The organism is Rhizobium sp. WW_1, assembly GCF_003610155.1.
GTDB classification, from domain to species: Bacteria; Pseudomonadota; Alphaproteobacteria; order Rhizobiales; family Rhizobiaceae; genus Rhizobium; species Rhizobium tropici_A.
This window is the reverse complement of sequence record NZ_RAIN01000015.1, coordinates 76,836-98,909: the sequence shown is the minus strand read 5'-3', so window position 1 is coordinate 98,909 and position 22,074 is coordinate 76,836. Positions and strand designations below refer to the sequence as shown.

Below are 22,074 nucleotides of genomic sequence, written 5' to 3'. Positions count from 1 at the left end.
CTGCATGCGCATGGCCTGCCCTGAGCGAGCATGGCGCGGTTAGAGCCGGCAATCAGTCGGAGCCGGCGACATCGAGTTGATGGGCCATGGAGACCGCGACGCGGCGGTCGTTCTCGTTGGCGAGCGAGAAAGCCTGCTCCTGCATGTCTTCCATCCAGCTACAGTCCTTCGGCTTGCACTTGTCGAGTGCAGCCGTCATGAACGCCAGGCCACGGATGGATTGACCTTCCTGGAACAGGAGATTGCCGAAAACGGCCATGGCGCCCGGATGGCCGCTCTTGCGCGCCTGATTCAGCCATTTCTTCGCCTGCTGGACATTGATGGCGCCGCCCTCGCCGGACAGCATCATCTGGGCCAGCTGGAACTGCGCCTCGGGAACGCCAAAGGTCGATGCAACCTGGAAATAGAGCTGGCGGGCCTGATTGAGGTCGATCTTGACCGGACTATTGGGAATGCCGGTCTTGTAGTAGCTCGCAAGCGCCAGCAGCGCGTTGATGAAGAAGCCCGTATCTTCCGAACCGGGCTCCACGCCCTGCTGTGCTATCTCGCTATAGATCTTGAAAGCTTCGAAATCGTTTTGCGTGACGCCGTCGCCGTCCGCATACATGTTGGCCAGAGCCCAACGAGAGCCTGTGTGACCCTTCTCCGCGGCGTAGCGATAGGCTTCGACCGCTTCTTCCTTCTGACCGTTCTTGTAGGCCTTGAAGCCGAACTTGAAGAGATCGAACGGACCTGATTCCTTGGTGACGCCGGCATTGATATCGAATGCCCGGGCTTGACCTGCCAGCACCACCGCAGTGGCGAGGGACAGGCTGAGCATCATGACTCTCGCTGATATGAACTCGGACTTAAACATAACAGTCGATTTCTTTCGCTCCATTCGGATCTGCCACGGCGTTTTCGCAAACGCCGCCAGCTTCACGAATGTTTTCCCTGATGGCGCACGAGACTGGACCGCCCTTCGAGTGGACGGTTCCTGCGGCATCCAACCGACGCTGTTTGCCACAATTGCGAGCATAGCTTGCAATTATGTCCAAACCAGCATTTGTGCGGCCGTTATCGCATCCCATCATCGAAGGAGCGCCCTCATTCGCCTTCCGATGACGGAGATCAAAGATCGGCCGGCTGACGACTTCCCTTGACAGACAACGACTTTTCCCACGCACCGGAAGCATCACGGCTCCGATCCCGAATTGTTGCTTATGCCAAAGTGGAAGTTCACCCATCGACCGCTTACGCACTTTCTACGAGGCTTGCCCCTGTGCCCACGTAATCGCTGCTCCCCATTTGTGGCGGGAAATGGACAAATTGTAATCTGATCACGGGCCTGCAATACGTTGAAATAGAGTGTTGCTAATTCGTCACAAAGATTTTACCGGCATTGAAATTTTCTTAACCATGAATCAGGCAAGAAGGTAGGTTTTTTCACCTCATTCTCCCCGATCAGGCAAAGAAACGTCGCGAGCGACAGACGCGCCCGCGACGTTAAAAACAAGGTGAAGGAATAGTTGATAAACCCCTTCAACTCAACGACTTATCGTCAGAAGCTGACTTTCACCGATGTCTGAAGAGCGGCAACCAAGTCGTTGCCGAAGCTGTAGCTCACATCGTTGCCGTAGACGGCACCGCCGCGCGTGATCGATCCGGATTTGCCTGATGTCATGAGACCGAGAGCGCCGCCGAAATTGAACTGGACGTGCTCGGTTGCCTTGTAGGCAACGCCCGCGCCGAGGCTCCATGTGTCGGAATTCATGCCATAGCCGTCGCTCGTGCCGCGATCCCAGGTCAGGCTGACGGCGCCGCTCCATTTGTCATTGAACTTGTGTCCGACACCGCCGGTAATGGTCCAGCCGTCCTTGTACAGCAAGTCGAGCGAGGTCAGCTCAGTCGGTCCGTTCGCCTTGCAGGAGATGCTGCGCGTCGAGGTCGGGCAGAAGGCGATGCTCTGCAGAAGGCTCCAATTCGTCCACTTGACCGAACCGAAAGCGAGCCAATCAGGCGCGATGCCGGTCTGCACCTTCCATTCGAGCGAATCGGGCGCATCGGCCGAACCGAAGACGGACGTGACCTTGCCGGCAAAGCCCGGAAGGACCGGCGGTGGCACCTCGGTCAGGTCGACAGTCCCCTTAAGGTTGTCATATTTGACCCGGCTATTGTAGACGAGGCTCGTGCGTAAGGCATATTCCGGAATTTCATAGGCGATGCCTGCGCGCCAGCCCCAGCCATGACCGTCGATATCAAGCGAGCCCATGCCGTTGTAGACAGCGGAAATCGGAGCCGGAGTATCGAAGACGAGGCGTGACTTGTAACCGCTGACTTCCTGATAGAAGCCGCCGCCGATCAGGCGCAGCTGACCCGGGCCCATGTCGAACTTGTAAGAGCAAGTGGCCGAATAGTTATTCGTGCTCAACTTGACCTTGGTCTCGTCGTTCGCGCCGGCCCAATTCACGCCTTCGTTCAAATGCGCGCCGAAGGGCTGCGAATAGTCGGCCATGCAATCGATGTCATCCCCTATGCCGACCTTGAAGGCGGCATAGGGGATGGCGTAATTCACGGACGCATCGGTTGATTGGCTGCGATTATTGAGATTGCCATTGAGTGGATTGGTGTCCTTGGCGTTCTTCAACTTGCGGTCTGGCATGACATAGGTGACGCCTGACTCGAAAACATACCGACCCTTGTCGAAAAGCAGATCGATGTCATAGCCGCCGCGATCAAGACCGCCCGCAAAGGCGGCACTCGCGAAAGATGAGCTGATGACGAGTGTGACTGCGCCCCTCAGCGCAACAGAAAATGCCATTGTTTCTCCCCCACAGGTGCATTCATTTATTCGATTGTTGCGATGATCGCGTGAATTAGCAATGTGGCGCACGACGGCGCCAGCGGCGCCAGAGAGCATTTGATTTACGTAAGAAAACGAACTCCGCCTCCGAAAATCTATCGGAGTAGGTAATTTTTTCTTATCGAATACCATTTTCGCCCCAGCATAGATTTTCATTCTTCATAGCAACAATTCTGTTACAATATGACAACAGTTTCGCTTTTCGAATATGTCTCACAAGTTTAGGTGTAATCTGTTTCACCTGTGCGAAACTGGCGACGGATCTGGGCGCTAGATCCAGTCAATCCCGGTAGAATCGAGGCAACAAGCAAAAGGGCACGCGACGAGTGCCGCGTGCCCTTTCTGATATCTGATTTTCCCTTTGCCAAAGCGCATCGCGATTTCTCGGCATCGCGTCTTGCGCTTTTCGTCTCTACCCTCGGCCACTTTGGTGTCGCAAACGGCTGAATGGCACCTGCGCGGCACGCTTCAGCCGGCTTCGCTGACCCTGTCCAACGCGACCTTGAGGCTTGTCTGCTGCCCCTCGAGTTCGCCGAGGCGCTCGCGCTCGGCGGCGACCACGTCGGGATTCGCATTGGCAACGAACTTCTCGTTCGAAAGCTTGCCATTGATGCGCGCCATTTCCTGTTCGTTCTTGGCGATCGCCTTTTCAAGACGCGCTTTCTCGGCGGACAGATCGATAAGGCTGCCGAGCGGCAGGCAGACGGTCGCCTCGCCGACGACGATCTGAGCAGCACCCTTCGGCGCGGTATCGGCAAGCGAGATCGCTTCGACACGCGCCAGCCGCTTGATGGCGGCATCGTGGCGGAACAGGCGCTCACGCGTCAAGCTGTTGGCATCGACGACGACAAGCGGAGCGGTCGCTGCCGGCGGCACGTTCATTTCCGAGCGGACCGAGCGGATGCCGGAAACGAGGTCGATCAACCAGTTGATCTCATCGGCCGCGACATTGTCGGCGTAGGACGGAGCCGGCCAATCCGCATGGCAGATCAGGCCGTCGCGTTCCTTGCCCTCGCCCGCCGTATGCGCCCAGAGCTCTTCCGTCATGAACGGCATGAACGGATGCAGCAGCTTGTAGGTCTCTTCAAGGACGTAGGCGGCGCAGGCTTGTGACTCGGCCTTTGCATTCTCGTCTTCGCCGCTGAAGATCGGCTTCAGGAGCTCGAGATACCAGTCGCAGAACTGGTTCCAGATGAAGCGATAGAGCGCGCTTGCCGCATCGTTGAAGCGGAAGCTTTCCAGCGCCTCGGTGACGTCACGCTCGGCACGCGCCAGCTCCGTCAGAATCCAGCGGTTGACGGTAAGCTCGGCCGCTTCCGGCACGAAATGCGGATCGCTCTTGGCGCCGTTCATCTCGGCAAAGCGCGTGGCGTTCCAGAGCTTGGTGCCGAAATTGCGGTAGCCGGCGATGCGCGCCGGATCGAGCTTCACGTCGCGGCCCTGCGCGGCCATGATTGCCAGCGTGAAACGCAGCGAATCGGCGCCGTACTGGTCGATCAGTTCGAGCGGGTCGATGACGTTGCCCTTGGACTTCGACATCTTCTGCCCGTTCTTGTCGCGCACCAGGGCGTGGACATAGACGGTGTTGAACGGCTCGACCGACTCGCCATTCTCGTCCTTCATGAAGTGAAGGCTCATCATCATCATGCGGGCGACCCAGAAGAAGATGATGTCGAAACCGGTGACGAGCACATTGGTCGGATAGTAGCGCGCCAGTTCCGGCGTCTCGTCCGGCCAGCCGAGCGTCGAGAACGGCCAGAGCGCCGACGAGAACCAGGTGTCGAGCACGTCTTCGTCGCGCGTCAGGATTTCGCCCGGCTTGAAGTTTTCCAGCAGGTCCTCGACATAGGCCTTCATCGGGCCTTCGTGCGAAAGATAATGCTGGATCGCGGCCTGCAGCGCCTCCTCCTCGGTCTTTTCGACGAAGACCTGACCATCCGGCCCGTACCAGGCAGGGATCTGATGACCCCACCAGAGCTGGCGGGAAACGCACCACGGCTGAATGTTTTCCATCCAGTCGTAATAGGTCTTGTCCCAGCTCTTCGGAACGAGCTTGGTGCGGCCTTCGCGAACCGAGGCGATCGCCGGCTCGGCGAGCGTCTTGGCGTCGACATACCACTGTTCCGTCAGGCGCGGCTCGATCGGCACGCCGCCACGGTCGCCATGCGGAACCATGTGCTTGTGCGGCTCGATCTTGTCGAGCAGGCCGGCTTCCTCGAAAATGCGGACGATGATCTTGCGGGCTTCGAAGCGGTCCTTGCCTTCCAGCTCGTCCCAGGCTCCATGCAGGGCTGCAGGATTGTCGAGACCTTCGAGGAAATCCTCGTTGTCCTTGATGGTGATGGTCGCTTCCGGCGTCAGGACGTTGACGACACGCAGGCCGCGGCGCTTGCCGACGTCGAAGTCGTTGAAATCATGCGCCGGCGTCATCTTGACCGCGCCCGTTCCAGCCGTCGGGTCCGGATACTCGTCGGCAACGATCGGAATGCGGCGGCCGACGATCGGCAGGATGAGATGCTTGCCGACGAGCGGCTTGTAACGCTCATCTTCCGGGTTAACGGCAACGCCGGTATCACCGAGCATGGTTTCCGGACGGGTGGTGGCAACGACGAGATAGTCGCGCGTTTCCCATTCCGTCGGCTTGCCTTCTTCGTCGAAGGCAAGCGGATGCTGATAGGTGACACCCGGCTCCAGCGGGTAGCGCAGATACCAGAGATTGCCGTTGACCTCGTGCTGCTCGACCTCGATGTCCGAAATCGCCGTCAGCATCTTCGGGTCCCAGTTGACCAGCCGCTTGTCGCGATAGATCAGGCCTTCCTTGTAGAGCGTGACGAAGACTTCGAGAACGGCCTTCGACAGGCCCTCGTCCATGGTGAAGCGCTCGCGCGACCAGTCGCAGGAGGCACCGAGGCGCTTGAGCTGGTTGAAAATCAGCCCGCCCGACTCGTCCTTCCATTCCCAGACCTTCTCGATGAAGGCTTCGCGGCCCATCTTGTGACGGTCCGGCTGCTGGCGCTCGGCGAGACGACGCTCGACGACCATCTGCGTGGCGATACCGGCATGGTCCATGCCCGGCTGCCAGAGAACGTCCTTGCCGCGCATGCGCTCGAACCGCACCATGATGTCCTGCAGCGTGTTGTTCAGCGCATGGCCCATGTGCAGCGAACCGGTCACGTTCGGCGGCGGGATGACGATGGTGAAGGTTTCGGCGCCCGGCTTGGCGTTCACACCGGCGCGAAAAGCGTCGGCCTCATCCCATTTCTGGGCGATCTTCGGTTCGACGGTGGCGGAATCATATGTTTTGTCGAGCATTTTTGGACCGGAACTAGAGGATAGGGTGATGCGAGTTGTAAATAAGGATGGCTGTGGGCAAGTCAATAAAAAAGCCGCCCCGAAGCCCGGAGCGGCGGATCGGCTACCCGAAGCTCAGGCTCTCAGCGACGCGGGCCGCGTGCCACTCGTTCGATCTCTTCGCGCACAAGACGCTCGACCAGCGTCGGCAAGTTGTCGTCGAGCCACTCCTGCAGCATCGGCCGCAGCATCTCCTGTGCCAGCTCATCGAGAGAGCGGCGCGGGCCGCCGTCGACGATGGCTGCAAGTTCTTCAAACGAGCGAGAAACTTGCGCTCCGGCGGCCTCCGACATCAGCGGCGATACCGATACGGCCTGAGTCTGCGACACAGCAGCTTCCATTTCCGTGGCAACGGCCGGCGGTTCCGGCGCCTGGAAAATCGGGGCTTCGACCGGCGCCACCGGCTGCGGCACCTGAGCGGCCGCCATCGGCCTCAACTCTTCCATTTCAGGCTCGATCCGGACCTCGGCGACGGCCTGCATGACGGGCGAGACGGCTGGCGCCGGGATATCGGCAACGGCGTGTCGCAGCGGAACATCGGCAACCGGCTCGACATGAGCCTCCGCGACATGAACTTCGGCAAGGCGCGCAGCCATGGCCGGAGGCAGTTCGCGCGGTTGCGGCGGCTCACGTCCGGCGTTCAGCAAGGCGGCGGTATTGCGTTCGGAAGCGGCACGCACACGCGCGGCGACATCGGCCAGCGACAGGCCGCGACCTTCCGGCTCGGCAACCGGCATCTGCGAATTTGCCGCGACGAAACGTGGGTCCTGTTCGGCAGCGCGTGCCCGATCGGCAGCAGCGAACTCTTCATCCACGGTCAATTGAATGTCGTCGGCACGCATATCGACGCCAGCGAAATGCGTTGCGGGAGTTGGCTTGGCGCCTACCGGTTCGTTGCTTTCGATAATCCTGCGGATCGACGCCAGGATCTCTTCCATGGACGGTTCACGCACTACATTTGGCTGAGCCATATTCATCCCCGTTTTCCCATATTCAACGACCGGAAACGCGCAAGGGCGGCACCCGAATCAGGGCCACCCTAGATGACTGTCCTCGGGAAAAAAATCACCTGAAAAGCACTAAACCCGGTGATGCACAGTTTTGTTACGATCACAACGAATCGCTCTGCGCAGCCCGATTCTGCCACAGGCCGCGACAATAAAAAACAGGCGCTCCAAGGCGCCTGTCGCAAGCTCGATCGTTGGACCGTTCAGGACATCAAAAGACGAATTCCTTGGCCTTGGCAAAGCCCGGAAGCGGCTTGATCGACGCGTTGAAGAAGACATTTTCCGAAAAGGCGCCACGTTCACGCATGAAAACAGTCGCGCGGGCAGCGTGGCCATAGCCGATGACCGTGATCAGGCGTCCGTCTTCGCCGAGCTGGTCCAGCAGGCCCTGCGGCAGCTGCTCGATCGAGCCGTTGAGGAAAATCACGTCATAGGGCGCGTTTGCCGCATGACCTTTTTCAAGATCTCCGCCAACGACGGTCACGTTATCGTAGCCAAGCGCAGCAAGATTGGCCTTCGCCCGAGCAGCAAGCTCCTCATTGGATTCAAGTGCAACGACCTTGCCGGCGATAAGCGATAGAACGGCAGATACGTAACCAGTGCCGCAACCGACATCGAGAACCTTGTCATCCTTGGTGATCGCGCCGAGCTGCAGCAGCTTTGCCAGCGGCGAAGCTTCCATGAGGAAGCGCCCGTGAGCAACCTCGATATCGCAATCGACATAGGCCAGGAGCTTCGACTTCTCCGGCACGAAATTTTCGCGCGGTACGGCGAAAAACGCATTCAACACGGAATGGGAGGTGACATCCGTCGTCCGGATCTGGTTCTCGACCATCTTCACGCGCGCTGCTTCGAAATCCATCTTATCCTCTTGCGCCCTTCGTGCCCGAACGGGCCCGCTCTACTTTCTGTTACGGGTGTCTTAATCGCCTGACGCCGCGCTTTCAAGGCATTGCGGCAACAGCCACCGAGATTCATGCCCAGGCGTCGCCGACGAACAACAATCGGCATCGTCAAATGCGGACTGGAGCCCTTCATATCCCGCATCCGCAATACCAGGCAAATCCTCTGCGCCCCACATCGGGGCATCCGTTAGTAAAATGTTAACCTCGCAAGACCACGCTTCAAGGCATTGGACCCGCCTGGATGTGGTGACCGATCAACCTTCCGGCCCGAAGCCATTCGGGCTAACATTAAATTTAGATAGAAGGTGGCTGGGATGCCTGTTTCTCTCGTTCTTTTCGTCGTAACGTCGCTGCCTCTGGTGGTCTTTCTGGCCGCCAGCCTTTCCTCGATGATGTAGGTTTCCCGCATGAGGCTTTGGCTCTTCGTCGCAGCGCTTCTCCTTCTCTTACCCCAGGTCGCGTTGAGCGAGGAAACGTCAAGCGAGGATGAGCCGAAAGAGACAGCCCTGATCATCGGACACGTCGTCACAGGCAAGCAGCTCGACGAATGGTGTGAAGAGGACCGGACGCTCGCCTCCGTCTATATTCAGGGCATTCTCGACGAAGCTCAGCGGACGAAGAACCTGACGATCCGAGCCACCAAGCAGACGCCGAAAAACTCGTCGCGTTATGAGCGCTATCTGCAGCAGTTCGTCGGCGCTTTCTGTCTGCCGCCCGATCTCAGCAATACAAGGGCGACCACGATCGCCTGCAAATGGATGGCGGAGCATTCCTGGCAGCTGGAGCGGCCCGCCAGCTCGCTGATCGCGCGCGCCTACAAGTTCGCCTTTCCCTGCCTCGAAGAATAGGCCTCCTTCCAGCCATTTCGGCGGTCGAACCGATCCGGGGCAATCAGAGCCCTCTAGAATCATTCGCACAAGCGCGTTTCGCGCCGGGCCATGGCAGAATAGCGCGCCGCCGCCCAGTCCTTGTCTCTTATATTCGGATCACGTCGCGGCAGACTTTGTTGACGGCTCCTATGTTCCATATGGTAACACCCCTGGGAGAATTTCTCAATTTTCTCAACCTGCGATATGATCTACATGCATAGGCGATCGATATTCTCGTAATTCGATCGGCCCTAACATCGGTTCCCTCCTCCCACTCCGCCTCGCCACCCCCGAGGCGGAGTTTTTCCGCGTAGCGGACGGACCAGCCGGACCTTCATTCGCCGATTTAGCAGGGCGAATCCGTAACAAAAACAAATTGTTCAAGGAAAGATCCCAGCGAGCGGAAGGACGGAATGCTCGACGCGCAGGTGCGACATCGCATTCCCATTGACAATTACTAAGCATACCTTATGATTAGGCTGCTGAATTTGATTGACCTCTAGTCCAGCAAAAGGCGGCCCAGTTTTTTCCCTAGACTGGACCGCTTTTGCTTTTATGGACCGCCGAATTCGACGAGGCACCGTCGATCGCTAGCTTCATCATAAGCCGCCGCGACCATCCTCAAACCTCAAACAAGAAATCGTCGCGCCCGATCGTTGCATCGGATGCATCGACCGTTGCCTTCGCGCTATCGCGAAGATGACGGGGCCCTTATCGCCCTCGATCGATAGGTCGGATCAGCCAAAGCATGGCCGCGGTTATTGAGACGGAAAGCTAAAGGGAGAAGAACTGCCGCACCTGGAAAATCCTGCAGCGAAATCAGATGGTTATCAAGAGCTTGGGGAAAGATGGAGGCCTCGCCCGGAATCGAACCGGCGTGCAAGGATTTGCAGGCTTTACCCTGCTATTGTTTTTACAACGAAATTTGGCAACGTGTCGCGCCCGTGTTACATCCGGTTGAGCAAGATGTTCGCCGCATGTCCGGCCACTATGGCCGGGATTAGCGTGTACGAGAGAGTTGTCGCAGAGATTGCCGTGCCTTGGGCGGGCTGGGTTATACGAGATACGATTATCCTGTCTTGTATAGGCGCTCGCTGTGCCGCTTCCAAGAGGTCCAATATACAATCATGTCGTTCTGTTGATGCCAAAAGCAATTTAGCGTGGCATATTATTCTTCTGATTCAAAATTACCAGGATCAGTGTGAGTGAAACTTGGGATGGAACATAACCCTTTGGGGAAGGGATAATTAATGGGAACCGATAACTACGAAGCGCTTGTTGCACGCGAACAGGCCATATACAACGGTGAACGGCCATCGGCCTCAATACCTTCAATTTTTACGTATTGGGCGTCGAGATACCTTTCCCCCAGACTCATAGCAATGTTCGGCACTCCTATAATTGAGCAAGTGTTTGCGAACGAGATTATACGCATCTCGAAAGCTGAGGGATTCAAGGAAATTAGAATTGTCAGTTTGGGGAGCGGGGAATGCAGCCTAGAAATTGACGTTACTGAGCGCCTGAGGACTGCCGGCGTCAAATGTAGAATGATATGCACTGACATTTCCCCTGCCATGCTGGAGCAGGGGAGAAAGCAAGTAAAACAGGCTCAGTTGCTGGAATGTTTCGAGTTTGTCAAATGTGATGTGAATCGCAACATTCCGCTTTCCGGACATCACTTTATTCTCGCAAACCACTGCCTCCATCATTTTGTTGAGCTGGAAGCCATTTTCGCTTGGATGAAAAAATCTCTCCATCCGAGAGGAGCTTTGATCACCTCCGATATGATCGGACGCAATGGTCACATGCGTTGGCCTGAAGCAGAAAAATATGTCCGAAGAATCTGGGATACGCTGCCTTCGGAGAAGAAATTCGACTGCATAAACCGAGTTCGGAACGATCAGTTCGTGAATTTTAATTGTGCCAACGGCACTTTTGAGGGGATTCGAGCACAGGATATAATGCCTATTTTGATCAACACGCTTTTCTTTGAGCGCTTCGTTGGATACGGCAACCTGCCCGACATTTTTGTTGATCGAATGTATGGCCCAAACTTCTCGCCTGATGATAGCAAGGACCTGGCGCTTATTGATTTGCTTGAGGATCTGAATACGGACCTGATAAAAGCAGGCGTCATCAAGCCAACCATCATGTTTGCCACGCTCCGACCGCATGAGGTCGCATGTGAATTTGACCTTATTAGCCCGGATAGAGCCGTCAGATTACCGTCGTTGGTGTAGGCCCTGCTGACAAAGTCGGGGAGTCAGATTTTAGTAGCTACTACCCAAGAGCAACTTGAATTTGGCTTGGCTAATAACCATCGCCTGCCGAAGCTCGGGCATAATCGATTTTGCCCGAGCACCGCTACGAGCATCCCGTTTGCGCGGTTTGGGGCTCGCTCGGCTATCAGTCGATCAAGGGACAGAATAGCTTTCGGTGCTGGGATCACTTTCCGGACGAGAAACAGCTGGCTGCGCGCAACGCGGAGCGATTGTGCCGCGAGGGCATGCCACTAAGCTAAATCTTGAGCCAATGCCGAACGATCCATGAGGCCGTATCGCTTGCCCGGGTGATGACGGCGCCAACCGATACTCCCAAGAGCAACAGCAGACCACCTGCACCAGCACCAAGGATCCTGATGCGCCGCCACTCGGGTAAAGCTGGTTCAACCTTGTCATGGTTCTGCTGACTTGCCACTGAACTTTCATCCAACGGCGATTAGAGCCTCGGCGGTTTCGAATGCGCCAATTGGCGCGGTGGTAGCAACCGGCGGAAACACGAAGCTTTCATCTTGCACAGCGTTGGAGCCGGTTGCGGCGATGATCCCGGCATAGCTTACCGGGGTCTGATAACCGAGCGATGAGTGCGGCCGGAAATGATTATAATCCTCTGCCCATTCAGCGATGGCGCTTCGGGCATGATCGGGGCCGAAGAACAGGCTTTCGTTGAGCAGTTCGTCACGCATTCGTCCGTTGAAGCTCTCGACATAGCCGTTTTGCGTGGGCTTTCCCGGCGCGATGTAACGCCACTCGACCTTGTGATCCTTCGACCAGGCAAGGATGGCATTCGAGGTGAGTTCCGTGCCGTTATCGGAGACAATCATTCCGGGCTTGCCGCGTCGTTCGATCAGCGTCGTCAGCTCCCGTGTGACACGGCGGCCGGAGATTGAGGTGTCCGGGATTGCTGCCAGGCATTCACGCGTCACATCATCGACGATGTTGAGCACGTAAAACCTCCTTCCGCAGGCGAACTGGTCGTGGACGAAATCCAGCGACCACCGGGCATTGGCCTTCGCTTCGACCAGGATCGGCGCACTCATGCCGACGGCATGCCGTCTGGCTTTCCGCTTCCGAACGGAAGTCCTTCCTCCCGATAGAGCCGGTAGATGCGATTGACCCCGGACGGTTCTCCATCTTACCGGAGCAAGATGAACAGTCGCCGATAGCCGAAGCGCCATCGCTCGTTGGCGAGGTCACGCAGCTTCGCCCGCAGTTCTAGCTCCGGCGGTCGACTGCGCCGATAACGGATCGTCTTGCGGTCGGCAGATATGACCAGGCAGGCCCGACGCTCCGAAAACCCATGACGGCCTTCAGATGCGTCACGGCTTCACGCTTGGCGGCAGGTCCTACCATTTTTTGCAAGAAGCTCGCGGAGTACAGCAGCATCGAGCATCTGCTCGGCCAGCAGCTTCTTCAGCTTGGCGTTCTCCTCTTCGAGCGCCTTCAGGCGTTTCGCCTCGGACACCTCCATACCCTCGTATTTGGCTTTCCAGTTATAAAGCGTTGCTTCTGAAATTCCGTGCTTGCAGGAGAGGTCCGACGCCTTCGCGCCAGATTCCTGCTCCTTCAACACCGCAATGATCTGCTCTTCCGTAAATCGCTGCTTCTTCATGCGTCCGTCCTTTAATGGGCCGGACTCTAAGCTATTCCGGAGGAAATTCTCAGTGGCAGTTCACCCCCAAGGCATCGTTTACTTCGTAATGAAGCAAACATCTACGCTACTGAACTTCGCCCGCAGGCGATCGGTTCTTTACGTGATGTAGACAAGATATTTTGCGTGCAACATCACGAAGTTTCCGATGGCTTTGGTATCCTTTCGTCCCACACAGGGCCACCCTTCACATTGAGCTTTCTGCAGCTTCACTGAGCGCTTTGCGCGAAGCAAGGCTTCCCGTATTTGACCCAACCGCAAATCCCTCCCTCGATCACGAGGCAATTCCTTTTCAAGAAAGTCCCATCGTAGCCACAGCTCCGCCGGATCATGCACATGTATTATCTCCTGCGCGACCCGCGCTAGATACGTTCCGCAGCAACGTGATCCGGCAAATGTGGCCAGTCTGACAGGTGCTCTCCCAGGCGAGACCGACAACTAACATTGACCTACGGGAATCTCTTTGCCCCCTCAAATTCTCACCAGAATATATGTCCACTCAGAGAAACATCTCTCCAAATCATAGCTCTGTGACCCACAGCATGTCGCATGGACTCGCCGCAGCCTCTTGGAAATGCCTGAAAATCAAGAAAGGTAGAATACAACGAGATGCAACACGGGATCGGCATTTTTCACCGGCCACTACGCCACATAAGCAATTGATATTCCTTAAGAAAGGATTTGGAGGCCTCGCCCGGAATCGAACCGGGGTGCAAGGATTTGCAGTCCTCTGCGTAACCACTCCGCCACGAGGCCATCCGAAAGCAATTTGCGTTGTGGTGGCGCGGATTTAGAATGATCCAAAGAAAACCGCAAGAGGCTTATTCCGGATTCTCTCCTTTTTTCATTCTGAAGAGAGATTTGCCCACACCGTCGTGTTGGAGACTGCCAAGTAGACGATTGCGCATGCGGCACACGGGGTCTCGCAAACCCTATGAGGGGCTTCCGATGCGATTGCAGAGCGACGGTGCAGATGGGGATATGTCGATCCGCCAGTGTGGCACAGGGCAAAGTTGCGCGGCTCCAACGCCCACAGCCTTTACCCAGCACTCTTGGAGCATTAAACAGCCGAGCTGAAATTCAGAACGGTATATTGTGAGCCAGACATGTTTCAGCTGCGATCAGCAAAGCCCGATGACATCGCGCGCAATTACGAGATCTGGCGGACCTCGGTCGAAGCCACGCATCGTTTTCTTAGTGCCTCGGACCTCAAAGCGATTTCAAGGATGGTCCTCGACGATTATCTGCCGAACGCCGAATTCACTGTCGCGGTTGATGACGACGACCTGCCGCATGGCTTCCTGGGAGCGACCGGCGACCATGTCGATTCGCTCTTCATACATGCCGACAGCAGAGGCATGGGCTTGGGCCGGCTGCTGCTCGACAGTTTTCGCGCGGGGAAGAATGCCGTCACCGTCGATGTTAACGAGCAGAACACCACCGCTGTCGGCTTTTATGAACGGCTCGGCTTTGTCGTGACGGGGCGTTCCGATGTCGACGATCAGGGCCGCCCCTACCCCATCCTTCATCTGACATGGCGAACGGCAGCCACTCCGTGAAGCACAGCGTCGGCAGCGCGCGATATTGGCGCGCCACCATGATCTGCCGACGAACGCTATGGACGTCCGGCTACCGATAAAATCCGAGCAGAGATGCCATTGAAGGCAGAGCAGTCCGGCCTGATCAGGAGCCGCTTTGGCTGCCAGCCCATTCAGGTAGCTTATAGAAAGCTACGGTACACGCTAAAATTAGTACCACCGGTTTGTACGCCACCCACAGACCGGACAGTGCCGCGTCCGACGAGACTACGCCCCCAGTAATGTCGTCGGACGCACCATGACAAGAGATCCTGGGCACAGCATCACGACCCGATATGATCGCGAAATAGCCACCTATCCTCTCCGTCTACAGAGAGATGCACATCCGCTGCCGCTTTCATTGTCGGGGAAACGGTTCGATGCACCCGACTCAGAATCACGGTTCCGGACGCCGCCATCCATATCGCGGCATCGATCCGCCGAATTGTTACGCTGGATAACCATCATCATGCCGCCATCATGCGGCCATCATGGCGCCGCACGCCCTCGCCTCAATTCGCCTAGCGCAGCATCCGACTGCTACCCTTCAACATACGGAAACATCAACGCTTTCTGGGCTCTCAGCACAAAATTTACCCACATAGGATCAAAAAAAGCTGCGATCGATAGCTTCCTGCGAATTGCGTCATTTTTGCAACAACGCCGGTTTTCAAGTAGTGCGCATATAGTTCCATACCCTTAGTATCTTGCCAAATCACTGCAGCAGGTTCAGGAAATAGTTCGCGGAGCTTACTACTTCGCACCTACTGATAGGGAACATGAACGGGATGGGGTTGGGCACGTCGTTTTTCGGCGCGATATCTCATGCCCAATCAAGAAAGATTGGAGTTATTATGAACATCAAGAGCCTTCTTCTCGGCTCCGCTGCTGCGCTTGCAGCAGTTTCCGGTGCTCACGCGGCTGACGCTATTGTAGCAGCTGAGCCGGAGCCGCTGGAATACGTTCGCATCTGCGACGCATACGGCGCTGGCTACTTCTTCATCCCGGGCACCGAAACCTGCCTCAAGATCGGCGGCAAGGTTCGTACGGAAGGTGAGTGGTACAACGCTTACAACCGCGACAGCCATCAGGGTACGCTGTGGCACACTCGTGCTGAGCTGAACGTCGACACCGCGACCGACACTGAATACGGTCCGCTGAAGACCGAAACCATCGTTCGTTGGGACTGGAACGACGGCGGCTCGACCTCGACCAACCTGCTGTGGTCCTACATCAGCCTCGGCGGCTTCACCGTTGGTAAGAAAGACTCGCAGTACAACCTGTACATGGGCTACGCCGGCGACGTCATCAACGACGACGTGATCTATGACGGCCCGTACGAACTCAACCAGTTGACCTACGAATATGACGGCGGCAACGGCTTCTCGGCTGTTATCTCGCTCGAAGATTCCAACTCCGCCACGACCGGCTCGGCATCCTACGGCGCAAGCTGGTGGACGGACGACAAGACCAACCACTACGCTCCTGACGTTGTTGCCGGTGCTGGCTTCAAGTCCGGCGCATGGGGCTTCAAGGTCGTCGGCGGTTACGACTCGATCGTGGAAGAAGGCGCCATCAAGGCTCGCGTTGATGCCGACTTCGGCGCATTCTCGGCCTTCTTGATGGGCGGCTGGAACACCGACGGCGACAAGCTCAACAAGTATGCAGGCACCAACCAGGACGTCTCCGCTTGCACGGCACCGAACGGTACCGTCAATGCAGCGAAGTGCGGCTGGGGTGACTGGGCTCTTTGGGGCGGCGTCGGCGTTCCGGTCAATGACAAGCTGAAGTGGAACCTCCAGCTCGCCTACACCGACTCGAAGATGTTCGAAGCTACGACGAACATCAAGTTCAGACCGGTCAAGAACCTCCTGATCTGGCCGGAACTGACCTACGTTCACTATGACTATGCCCATGACGACACCGTTTCGGGCATCCTGCGCTTCGAACGCAACTTCTAACCTGATCAGATTTGACCTCCGATCAGAGAAGGAAGGGGGCCGGCTTTCCCTGCCGGCCCCCTTTTTTTGGTTATTGCTCCTAAAATTATCAGTTCTGCTGCGATCAGCGCACACGCTACAAGGCTCCCCAATCAACGAAAGGGGGAACCTAGTGGGTGCCGTGGCGTTATCGATGAAAAGGGACGTGACTGATTATAGGAGTTACCACCTTGAAACACTTCGCTTCATTCGCCCTGAGCGCCGCGCTGGCGGTCGGCGCCGTGCTGTGCGCTACCCTGCCCGCAACATCCGCGACGCTTGGCAGTTCGCCATCATCGTCTGTTTCCAATATCATCCTGGTGCAGGAGCACGGAACGCGCCGATATCCGAACGATGACGGCAGGGCCTATTGGCGCGATCGCGACCGCGATCATCGCTACTGGCGTGAACATCGCTGGGAACGGCGCCATTGGGATGACAGATGGCGGGACGACCGTCGCTATCACCATCGGCACCATGGCGGCGTAACGTTCGAGATTCGGCCGTAAGGCCCGTATTATCCCCACCGACGCCCTGCACGTATAAAGGTCGGTCGATCACTGCAGGGCTCCCTGAAATGACACGGCCGCTGCCGAGGATCTCGACAGCGGCCGTGTCATCTTAACGCGGAACTTGCGCCAGTTCCGGAGATGCTGCGATTAGCGGCAGACACGCACCTTTCGAACGACCCAGCGGCCGTGCACTCTGTGCTTAACCCGCTTCATATGGCAGCGATGGTGGTGGTGATGACGATGGTGATGCATCGGAGCGGCCTCGGACGGCGCGCTGACGGCAAAGACTGATGCCAGAGCTACTGCAGAAGCAATAATAAGATTTTTCATGTCGAACCTCTCAAGCATTGGGGGACTATGCTGCGCGGATCGCGCATCTATGTTCATGCGCCGCGTCGTATTAACGACACATGAACATTTGCTCACATTCGTATGAGCAACCATGCCTTGAACTGTTTCTTTTGAAAAAACCACACGGATCTGCGTGAACGCGGCCATCAACGACCCATCGAAAAGCCGTACGAATCCCTCTCCGACGCAATTTGTTAGCCCGCTACGTGTCGCCGTCCACCCGCGGCGGAACCCTGGCCCAAGAGACTGTTGTCACAGAATAAACCGCACCAGGAGCAACGAGCTTTTTGATTCTCACCCGATGGCGCTGCGGACCGGCAGGAGGTTCCTTAACCGCTTGTCGCGAAAATAGAGCCCGCCCCAAGCCATCACTCCCAAAAGCAAACTTATAAGTTGTGGAGGAGACCCGATTTCTCCAAGGCGGAAATGCGTGCAGATCGCACCGCCAAGAAAGCCGGTTATCAGAATCGCGCCCAACATGGCGGTGCGCGGGATCGCATAGAGGATCGCGCACAGAAGGATGATCAGCCCTAATGGAAAAGCCAGGCTGGTCGGAAAGCCGGTTTCCTGCATCTGGGCGCCCACCATCGCCGGCGAAAACAGATTCACCGCCGCATCCGCCGCAAGCACCAGGATGACGATCGACGAAATCGTCCATCCCGCCCATGAGATGCGGCGAACATTCACATTCTCAGCCGTCGCTTCTCCCAACATGCAGAAATCCCCCTGTCCGTAAACCTGCTCCAGCATCGCATCGCGGCGCGAGCGCGGCGATCCTGCCACGACTTCGAAATGCGGGCAATGAGAACTCCGCACCTATCGCAACAGGGAGGGGAAGAATAAGGAGCGCCAAATCGTGGGCCCAAGGCCGATGCAATAAAACTGCAAAACTGCGCTGATAAAGCTTTGCCGCTTATGGGCCGAAGCAAGCCGTCAATGAGACAATCATGCGGAAGCTGCCAGTGGCAAAGCCGCACTTCTTATGTCAATACTTCATTGGCTGAAGAAGAAGAGTGGCTCCCCGGGCCGGATTCGAACCGGCGACCTGTCGATTAACAGTCGAATGCTCTACCGCTGAGCTACCAGGGAATGCGCTTGGCGCGGTGTGAGCGGGGTAATACAAATGCTTTCCCGATTTGCCAAGCGGTTTTTTCAAAAAAAATGAATTCTCTTGCATTATTTCTTCGCCTCACCATTTCCTGTGGATGACCGATCAAAGCGAAACGACAGCAAATGCCGATCGAAATGGCCGGAAAACCCGCCGTTTTGGCATTGATCCCTCAACCCGCGAGCTGGTTTTCGGCTCTGTGAGAATCCCCTTGCCGCGAACGCGTCTGGCTCGAGTCGGCGTCGGTGTGGCCCTCATCTTCGGCGGACTGCTCGGCTTTCTGCCGGTGCTTGGCTTCTGGATGCTGCCATTGGGCTTCATCGTGCTCTCGCACGACATGCCAACGGTCCGGCGCTGGCGCCGTCGGTTCGCCGTATGGTGGACGAGGAAGCGCCGCCCGGCAAACTGAGCTTCGCTTCTACCCCGCGCGGACAGGACGGGCCGGATTGCCGACGACGGTCGTGCCGGCTGCCACGTCTTTGGTTACGACAGCGCCCGCACCAATGATCGCGCCGTCCCCCACCGTCACTCCACCAACCAAAATCGCGCCGCCGCCAATCCACACGCTCCTGCCGATCGTCACCGGTCGCGCGACCTCCATACCGGCGCCGCGCAAATCCGCGTCCTTGTGGTGCTCGGCACAATATATATGCACACCGGGCCCCAGCATGCTGCCGTCGCCAATGCGGACGCTGGCGCTATCGAGAATCGTACAGCCGGCATTCATGTAGACCCGCCGACCGAGCGAGATGTTAATGCCGTAGGAGCAGTGGAACGGCGCCTCTATGAAGACAGCCTCTCCGGCATCGGCAAAGAGCGCTGACAAGGCCGGCGCGAGATTGCCGCGTTGTGAGGGCGGCATCGTATTGTGGGCGTGCACAGCCTCGCGTGCCCGCCAGCGCAAGGCGTCAAGTTCCGGATCGAAGCAGCAGTACCATTCTCCCGCCGCCATCTTCTGCCGATCGCTCAGCCCCATATTCCCATCCCTCCAATGCGTTCCGGATCTGCAAAGAGTGATCTTGCAACACCATTCAGGACGCCCGCAAGGATGACGATTTCACCTTTCCCAACGATCAACACTCAATGCGCGCAATCGCGCGCCATACAGCCCTTGATTAGCTGCATCTCAAATGCACGATCCTGCGAAGAAGGATCGTCCGCAGACCCGCAAGCCTTGTGAAAAAGCCCGTCAATACGGGATTCTTGCCCTCAACAAACTGTCACACAGCTTGTCTATAACGCCGCTACCGCGGACTTGCGCAAGACCATCGGTTCCGAGCTTTCAAATAAGGAAATAGGGATTATGTCTAAACTTAAAAACCTCATTTCGGCTGCAACAGCCGGTGTCATGAGCGTCGCGCTGGCAATGCCGGCTGCTGCCGCTCCGGTCAAGTTCGATTTCTGGTATGGCCTGTCGGGCGACCTTCAGCGCGTCGTTGAGACGCTTTGCAAGAACTTCAACGATTCCCAGAAGGATTATGAAGTCTCGTGCGTTAGCCAGAACAACTACGACGCCGCTCTTCAGAACACCATTGCCGCTTTCCGCGCCGGCAAGCAGCCTGCAATCGTTCAGGTCTATGACGTCGGTACGGCAACGATGATGCTTTCGGGCGCCTACTACCCGGTCGACAAGCTGATGGCCGAGAACGGCTACAAGGTTAAGTGGGACGACTACTTCCCGGGCATCGCACGCTATTACGCCACGTCGAAGGGCGAACTGCTTTCCTTCCCCTTCAACTCCTCGACCGCCCTGCTCTACTGGAACAAGGACGCCTTCGCGAAGATCGGCAAGACTGCCGCTCCGAAGACCTGGGAAGAAGCTGCTGAAGACATGAAGGCGCTGAAGGGCGCCGGCTACGATTGCCCGATGGCAATCAACATCTCCGGCAACGAAAGCTGGCAGCTGATGGAGCAGTTTTCTGCTATCCACGACCAGCCGGTTGCAACGAAGAACAACGGCTACGATGGTCTCGACGCTCGTCTGACCGTCAATAAGACGAAGTTCGTCAAGTACGTAACGGATCTCAAGAGCTGGTACGACCAGGGCCTCATCAAGATCAAGTCCAAGGATCTGGGCCAGGATATGGTTCAGGCCTTCGCCGCTGGCGATTGCCAGATGATCATGACCTCGGTCGGCGACCATGGCACGGTCACCAAGACCCAGAAGGCTGGCATGAACTGGGATGTTGCTGAACTCCCGGTCTACGCTGGCACCGAGCGCAAGAATTCGCTCGTCGGCGGCGCATCGCTCTGGGTTCTCTCCGGCAAGTCCTCTGACGAATACAAGGGCGCTGCCGCGTTCCTGAACTTCATCGCCAAGCCGGAAACCGCTCTCTTCTGGTCGACCAACACCGGCTATATCCCGGTTACGAAGTCCGGCTTCGAATTCATGAAGTCCTCCGGCTTCTATGACAAGGCTCCCTTCAAGGGCCGCGAAGTCGCTATCGCCAGCTTGACCGCTTCCGAGCCGACCCCAATCACTCGCGGTGTCCGCCTCGGCAGCTTCACGCAGATCCGCGCTGAATTCGGCAACCAGATGCAGGCCATCTTCGCCAACAAGGTCAGCGTCCAGGAAGGCATCGACAACCTCGTCAAGAATGGCGACGCCGTCCTCGACCGCTTCGAAGCCACCTACAAGGGCAAGCAGCTGCCCTAATCGGCAACGGCTCACGATACAGCAGCGTCCGCCGGGGTTTCCCGGCGGACGTTCGCTATGAGAGCAAGCGTGGCATCGGGACCCCAAGCCGGAAGAAACAATGGAAAAGCGTATAACTTTCAACAAATGGAGCGTCGGCATCCTGTTCGCAGTGCCGCAACTTCTCCTCATCTTCACCTTTTTCTATTGGCCAGCCGGTCAGGCGGTCTTCTGGTCGCTGACGCTGCAACAGCCCTGGGGCGGCGGCAACATCTGGGTCGGCCTCGACAATTTCAAGTCCATCCTTGCCAACGCGGACTACTGGAACTCGGTCACGATCAGCATCACGTTCGCGGTGATCAGCACCAGCATTTCCATGGTGGGAGGGCTCGTACTCGCGGCGCTGACCGATCGGCAATTGCGCGGCTCTAAAATCTACCGCGTGGTACTGATCTGGCCTTACGGCATCGCCGCGCCGGCGGCGGCAATGGCTTTCCGCTTCATCCTCGCGCCGGAAGCAGGTCTTATCGCCGTCGTCAATCAATGGTGGCCGGGAATCTGGGACCCGGGCCTCGACGGCAACGCCGCGATGGCCTGCATCATCGCCGCCTTCTCCTGGAAATACATCGCCTACAGCTTCATCTTCTTCCTGGCTGCCTTCCAGGGCATTCCGCGGTCGCTGATCGAGGCGGCTGCCATGGACGGCTCCAGCGTGCTCCGCCGCTTCTGGGACGTGCAGTTCCCGTTGATCACGCCAACCATCTTTTTCCTGCTCGTCATCAACATCACCGAGAGCTTCCAGGATTCATTCGGCATTGTCGACATCATGACATCAGGCGGTCCGCACAACTCGACCAACCTCATGGTCTACAAGATCTATTCCGACGGCTTCAAAGGACTCGATTTTTCCGGTGCGGCGGCGCAGAGCATCATTCTAATGCTGCTGATCATCGTGCTGACCATCTTCCAGTTCCGCTTCATCGAGAAGCGTGTGCATTACCGTTGAGG

The 22,074-nt window shown here is 57.2% G+C and carries 15 protein-coding genes, 2 tRNA genes and 1 pseudogene; 8 read left to right on the top strand and 10 right to left on the bottom strand.

Features of this window, described 5'->3' with window-relative positions:
* Positions 1-52: 52 nt before the first annotated feature.
* From exoR to BJ928_RS30240, 5 genes are all read right to left on the bottom strand, one after another.
* On the bottom strand, positions 53-856 hold the full coding sequence (gene exoR, locus BJ928_RS30260; RefSeq protein ID WP_047634811.1) for an exopolysaccharide production regulator ExoR: 804 nt from the start codon (positions 854-856) through the stop codon (positions 53-55).
* A gap of 684 nt (positions 857-1,540) precedes the next feature.
* Complete coding sequence (locus tag BJ928_RS30255; protein WP_047634680.1) at positions 1,541-2,800, bottom strand: OmpP1/FadL family transporter; 1,260 nt, start codon at positions 2,798-2,800, stop codon at positions 1,541-1,543.
* Positions 2,801-3,310: 510 nt separating this feature from the next.
* Complete coding sequence (locus BJ928_RS30250) at positions 3,311-6,154, bottom strand: valine--tRNA ligase (protein WP_047634681.1); 2,844 nt, start codon at positions 6,152-6,154, stop codon at positions 3,311-3,313.
* 122 nt (positions 6,155-6,276) lie between these two features.
* Entirely contained in the window at positions 6,277-7,164 is an 888-nt protein-coding gene (locus tag BJ928_RS30245) for a DUF2497 domain-containing protein (RefSeq protein WP_047634812.1), read from the bottom strand.
* A gap of 247 nt (positions 7,165-7,411) precedes the next feature.
* A complete protein-coding gene (locus BJ928_RS30240; RefSeq protein ID WP_047634682.1) occupies positions 7,412-8,062 on the bottom strand; it encodes a protein-L-isoaspartate O-methyltransferase in 651 nt (216 codons plus the stop codon).
* Positions 8,063-8,512: 450 nt separating this feature from the next.
* Here BJ928_RS30240 and BJ928_RS30235 point away from each other — a divergent pair, with 450 nt between their 5' ends.
* Positions 8,513-8,953, top strand: a complete 441-nt coding sequence (locus BJ928_RS30235; RefSeq protein ID WP_047634687.1) for a Rap1a/Tai family immunity protein — start codon at positions 8,513-8,515, stop codon at positions 8,951-8,953.
* Positions 8,954-10,224: 1,271 nt separating this feature from the next.
* The gene (locus BJ928_RS30230) at positions 10,225-11,214 is read left to right on the top strand and encodes a class I SAM-dependent methyltransferase (protein WP_047634689.1); all 990 of its coding nucleotides are present in this window, start codon (positions 10,225-10,227) and stop codon (positions 11,212-11,214) included.
* A gap of 464 nt (positions 11,215-11,678) precedes the next feature.
* On the opposite strand, the pseudogene BJ928_RS30225 reads toward BJ928_RS30230, so the two are convergent.
* Both BJ928_RS30225 and BJ928_RS30220 read right to left on the bottom strand, forming a co-directional pair.
* Positions 11,679-12,865 (bottom strand): annotated as a pseudogene (locus BJ928_RS30225) (IS3 family transposase).
* A gap of 721 nt (positions 12,866-13,586) precedes the next feature.
* Positions 13,587-13,660 (bottom strand) — tRNA-Cys (locus BJ928_RS30220).
* A gap of 350 nt (positions 13,661-14,010) precedes the next feature.
* Between BJ928_RS30220 and BJ928_RS30215 the strand changes: the two genes are divergently transcribed.
* The 3 genes from BJ928_RS30215 (at position 14,011) to BJ928_RS30205 (ending at position 16,969) form a co-directional block, all read left to right on the top strand.
* Positions 14,011-14,463 carry an acetyltransferase gene (locus tag BJ928_RS30215; protein ID WP_047634693.1) on the top strand — a complete coding sequence of 151 codons (453 nt, stop codon included), beginning with the start codon at positions 14,011-14,013 and terminating at the stop codon, positions 14,461-14,463.
* Between the two features lie 872 nt (positions 14,464-15,335).
* Positions 15,336-16,442 carry a porin gene (locus tag BJ928_RS30210; protein WP_047634696.1) on the top strand — a complete coding sequence of 369 codons (1,107 nt, stop codon included), beginning with the start codon at positions 15,336-15,338 and terminating at the stop codon, positions 16,440-16,442.
* A 209-nt stretch (positions 16,443-16,651) separates the two neighbouring features.
* Positions 16,652-16,969, top strand: coding sequence for a hypothetical protein (locus BJ928_RS30205; protein WP_047634699.1), 318 nt, complete (start codon positions 16,652-16,654; stop codon positions 16,967-16,969).
* A gap of 648 nt (positions 16,970-17,617) precedes the next feature.
* Here the strand turns inward: BJ928_RS30205 and BJ928_RS30195 are convergent.
* The gene (locus BJ928_RS30195; protein WP_245432610.1) at positions 17,618-18,073 is read right to left on the bottom strand and encodes a DoxX family protein; all 456 of its coding nucleotides are present in this window, start codon (positions 18,071-18,073) and stop codon (positions 17,618-17,620) included.
* Positions 18,074-18,337: 264 nt separating this feature from the next.
* Positions 18,338-18,412 (bottom strand) — tRNA-Asn (locus BJ928_RS30190).
* Positions 18,413-18,528: 116 nt separating this feature from the next.
* Between BJ928_RS30190 and BJ928_RS30185 the strand changes: the two genes are divergently transcribed.
* A complete protein-coding gene (locus tag BJ928_RS30185) occupies positions 18,529-18,840 on the top strand; it encodes a membrane protein (protein ID WP_047634703.1) in 312 nt (103 codons plus the stop codon).
* 9 nt (positions 18,841-18,849) lie between these two features.
* Here the strand turns inward: BJ928_RS30185 and BJ928_RS30180 are convergent, their stop codons facing one another.
* The gene (locus tag BJ928_RS30180; protein ID WP_047634705.1) at positions 18,850-19,407 is read right to left on the bottom strand and encodes a sugar O-acetyltransferase; all 558 of its coding nucleotides are present in this window, start codon (positions 19,405-19,407) and stop codon (positions 18,850-18,852) included.
* A 327-nt stretch (positions 19,408-19,734) separates the two neighbouring features.
* Between BJ928_RS30180 and BJ928_RS30175 the strand changes: the two genes are divergently transcribed.
* Positions 19,735-21,087, top strand: a complete 1,353-nt coding sequence (locus tag BJ928_RS30175) for an extracellular solute-binding protein (protein ID WP_047634707.1) — start codon at positions 19,735-19,737, stop codon at positions 21,085-21,087.
* 100 nt (positions 21,088-21,187) lie between these two features.
* Positions 21,188-22,072, top strand: coding sequence for a sugar ABC transporter permease (locus tag BJ928_RS30170; protein WP_047634708.1), 885 nt, complete (start codon positions 21,188-21,190; stop codon positions 22,070-22,072).
* Positions 22,073-22,074 lie beyond the last annotated feature (2 nt).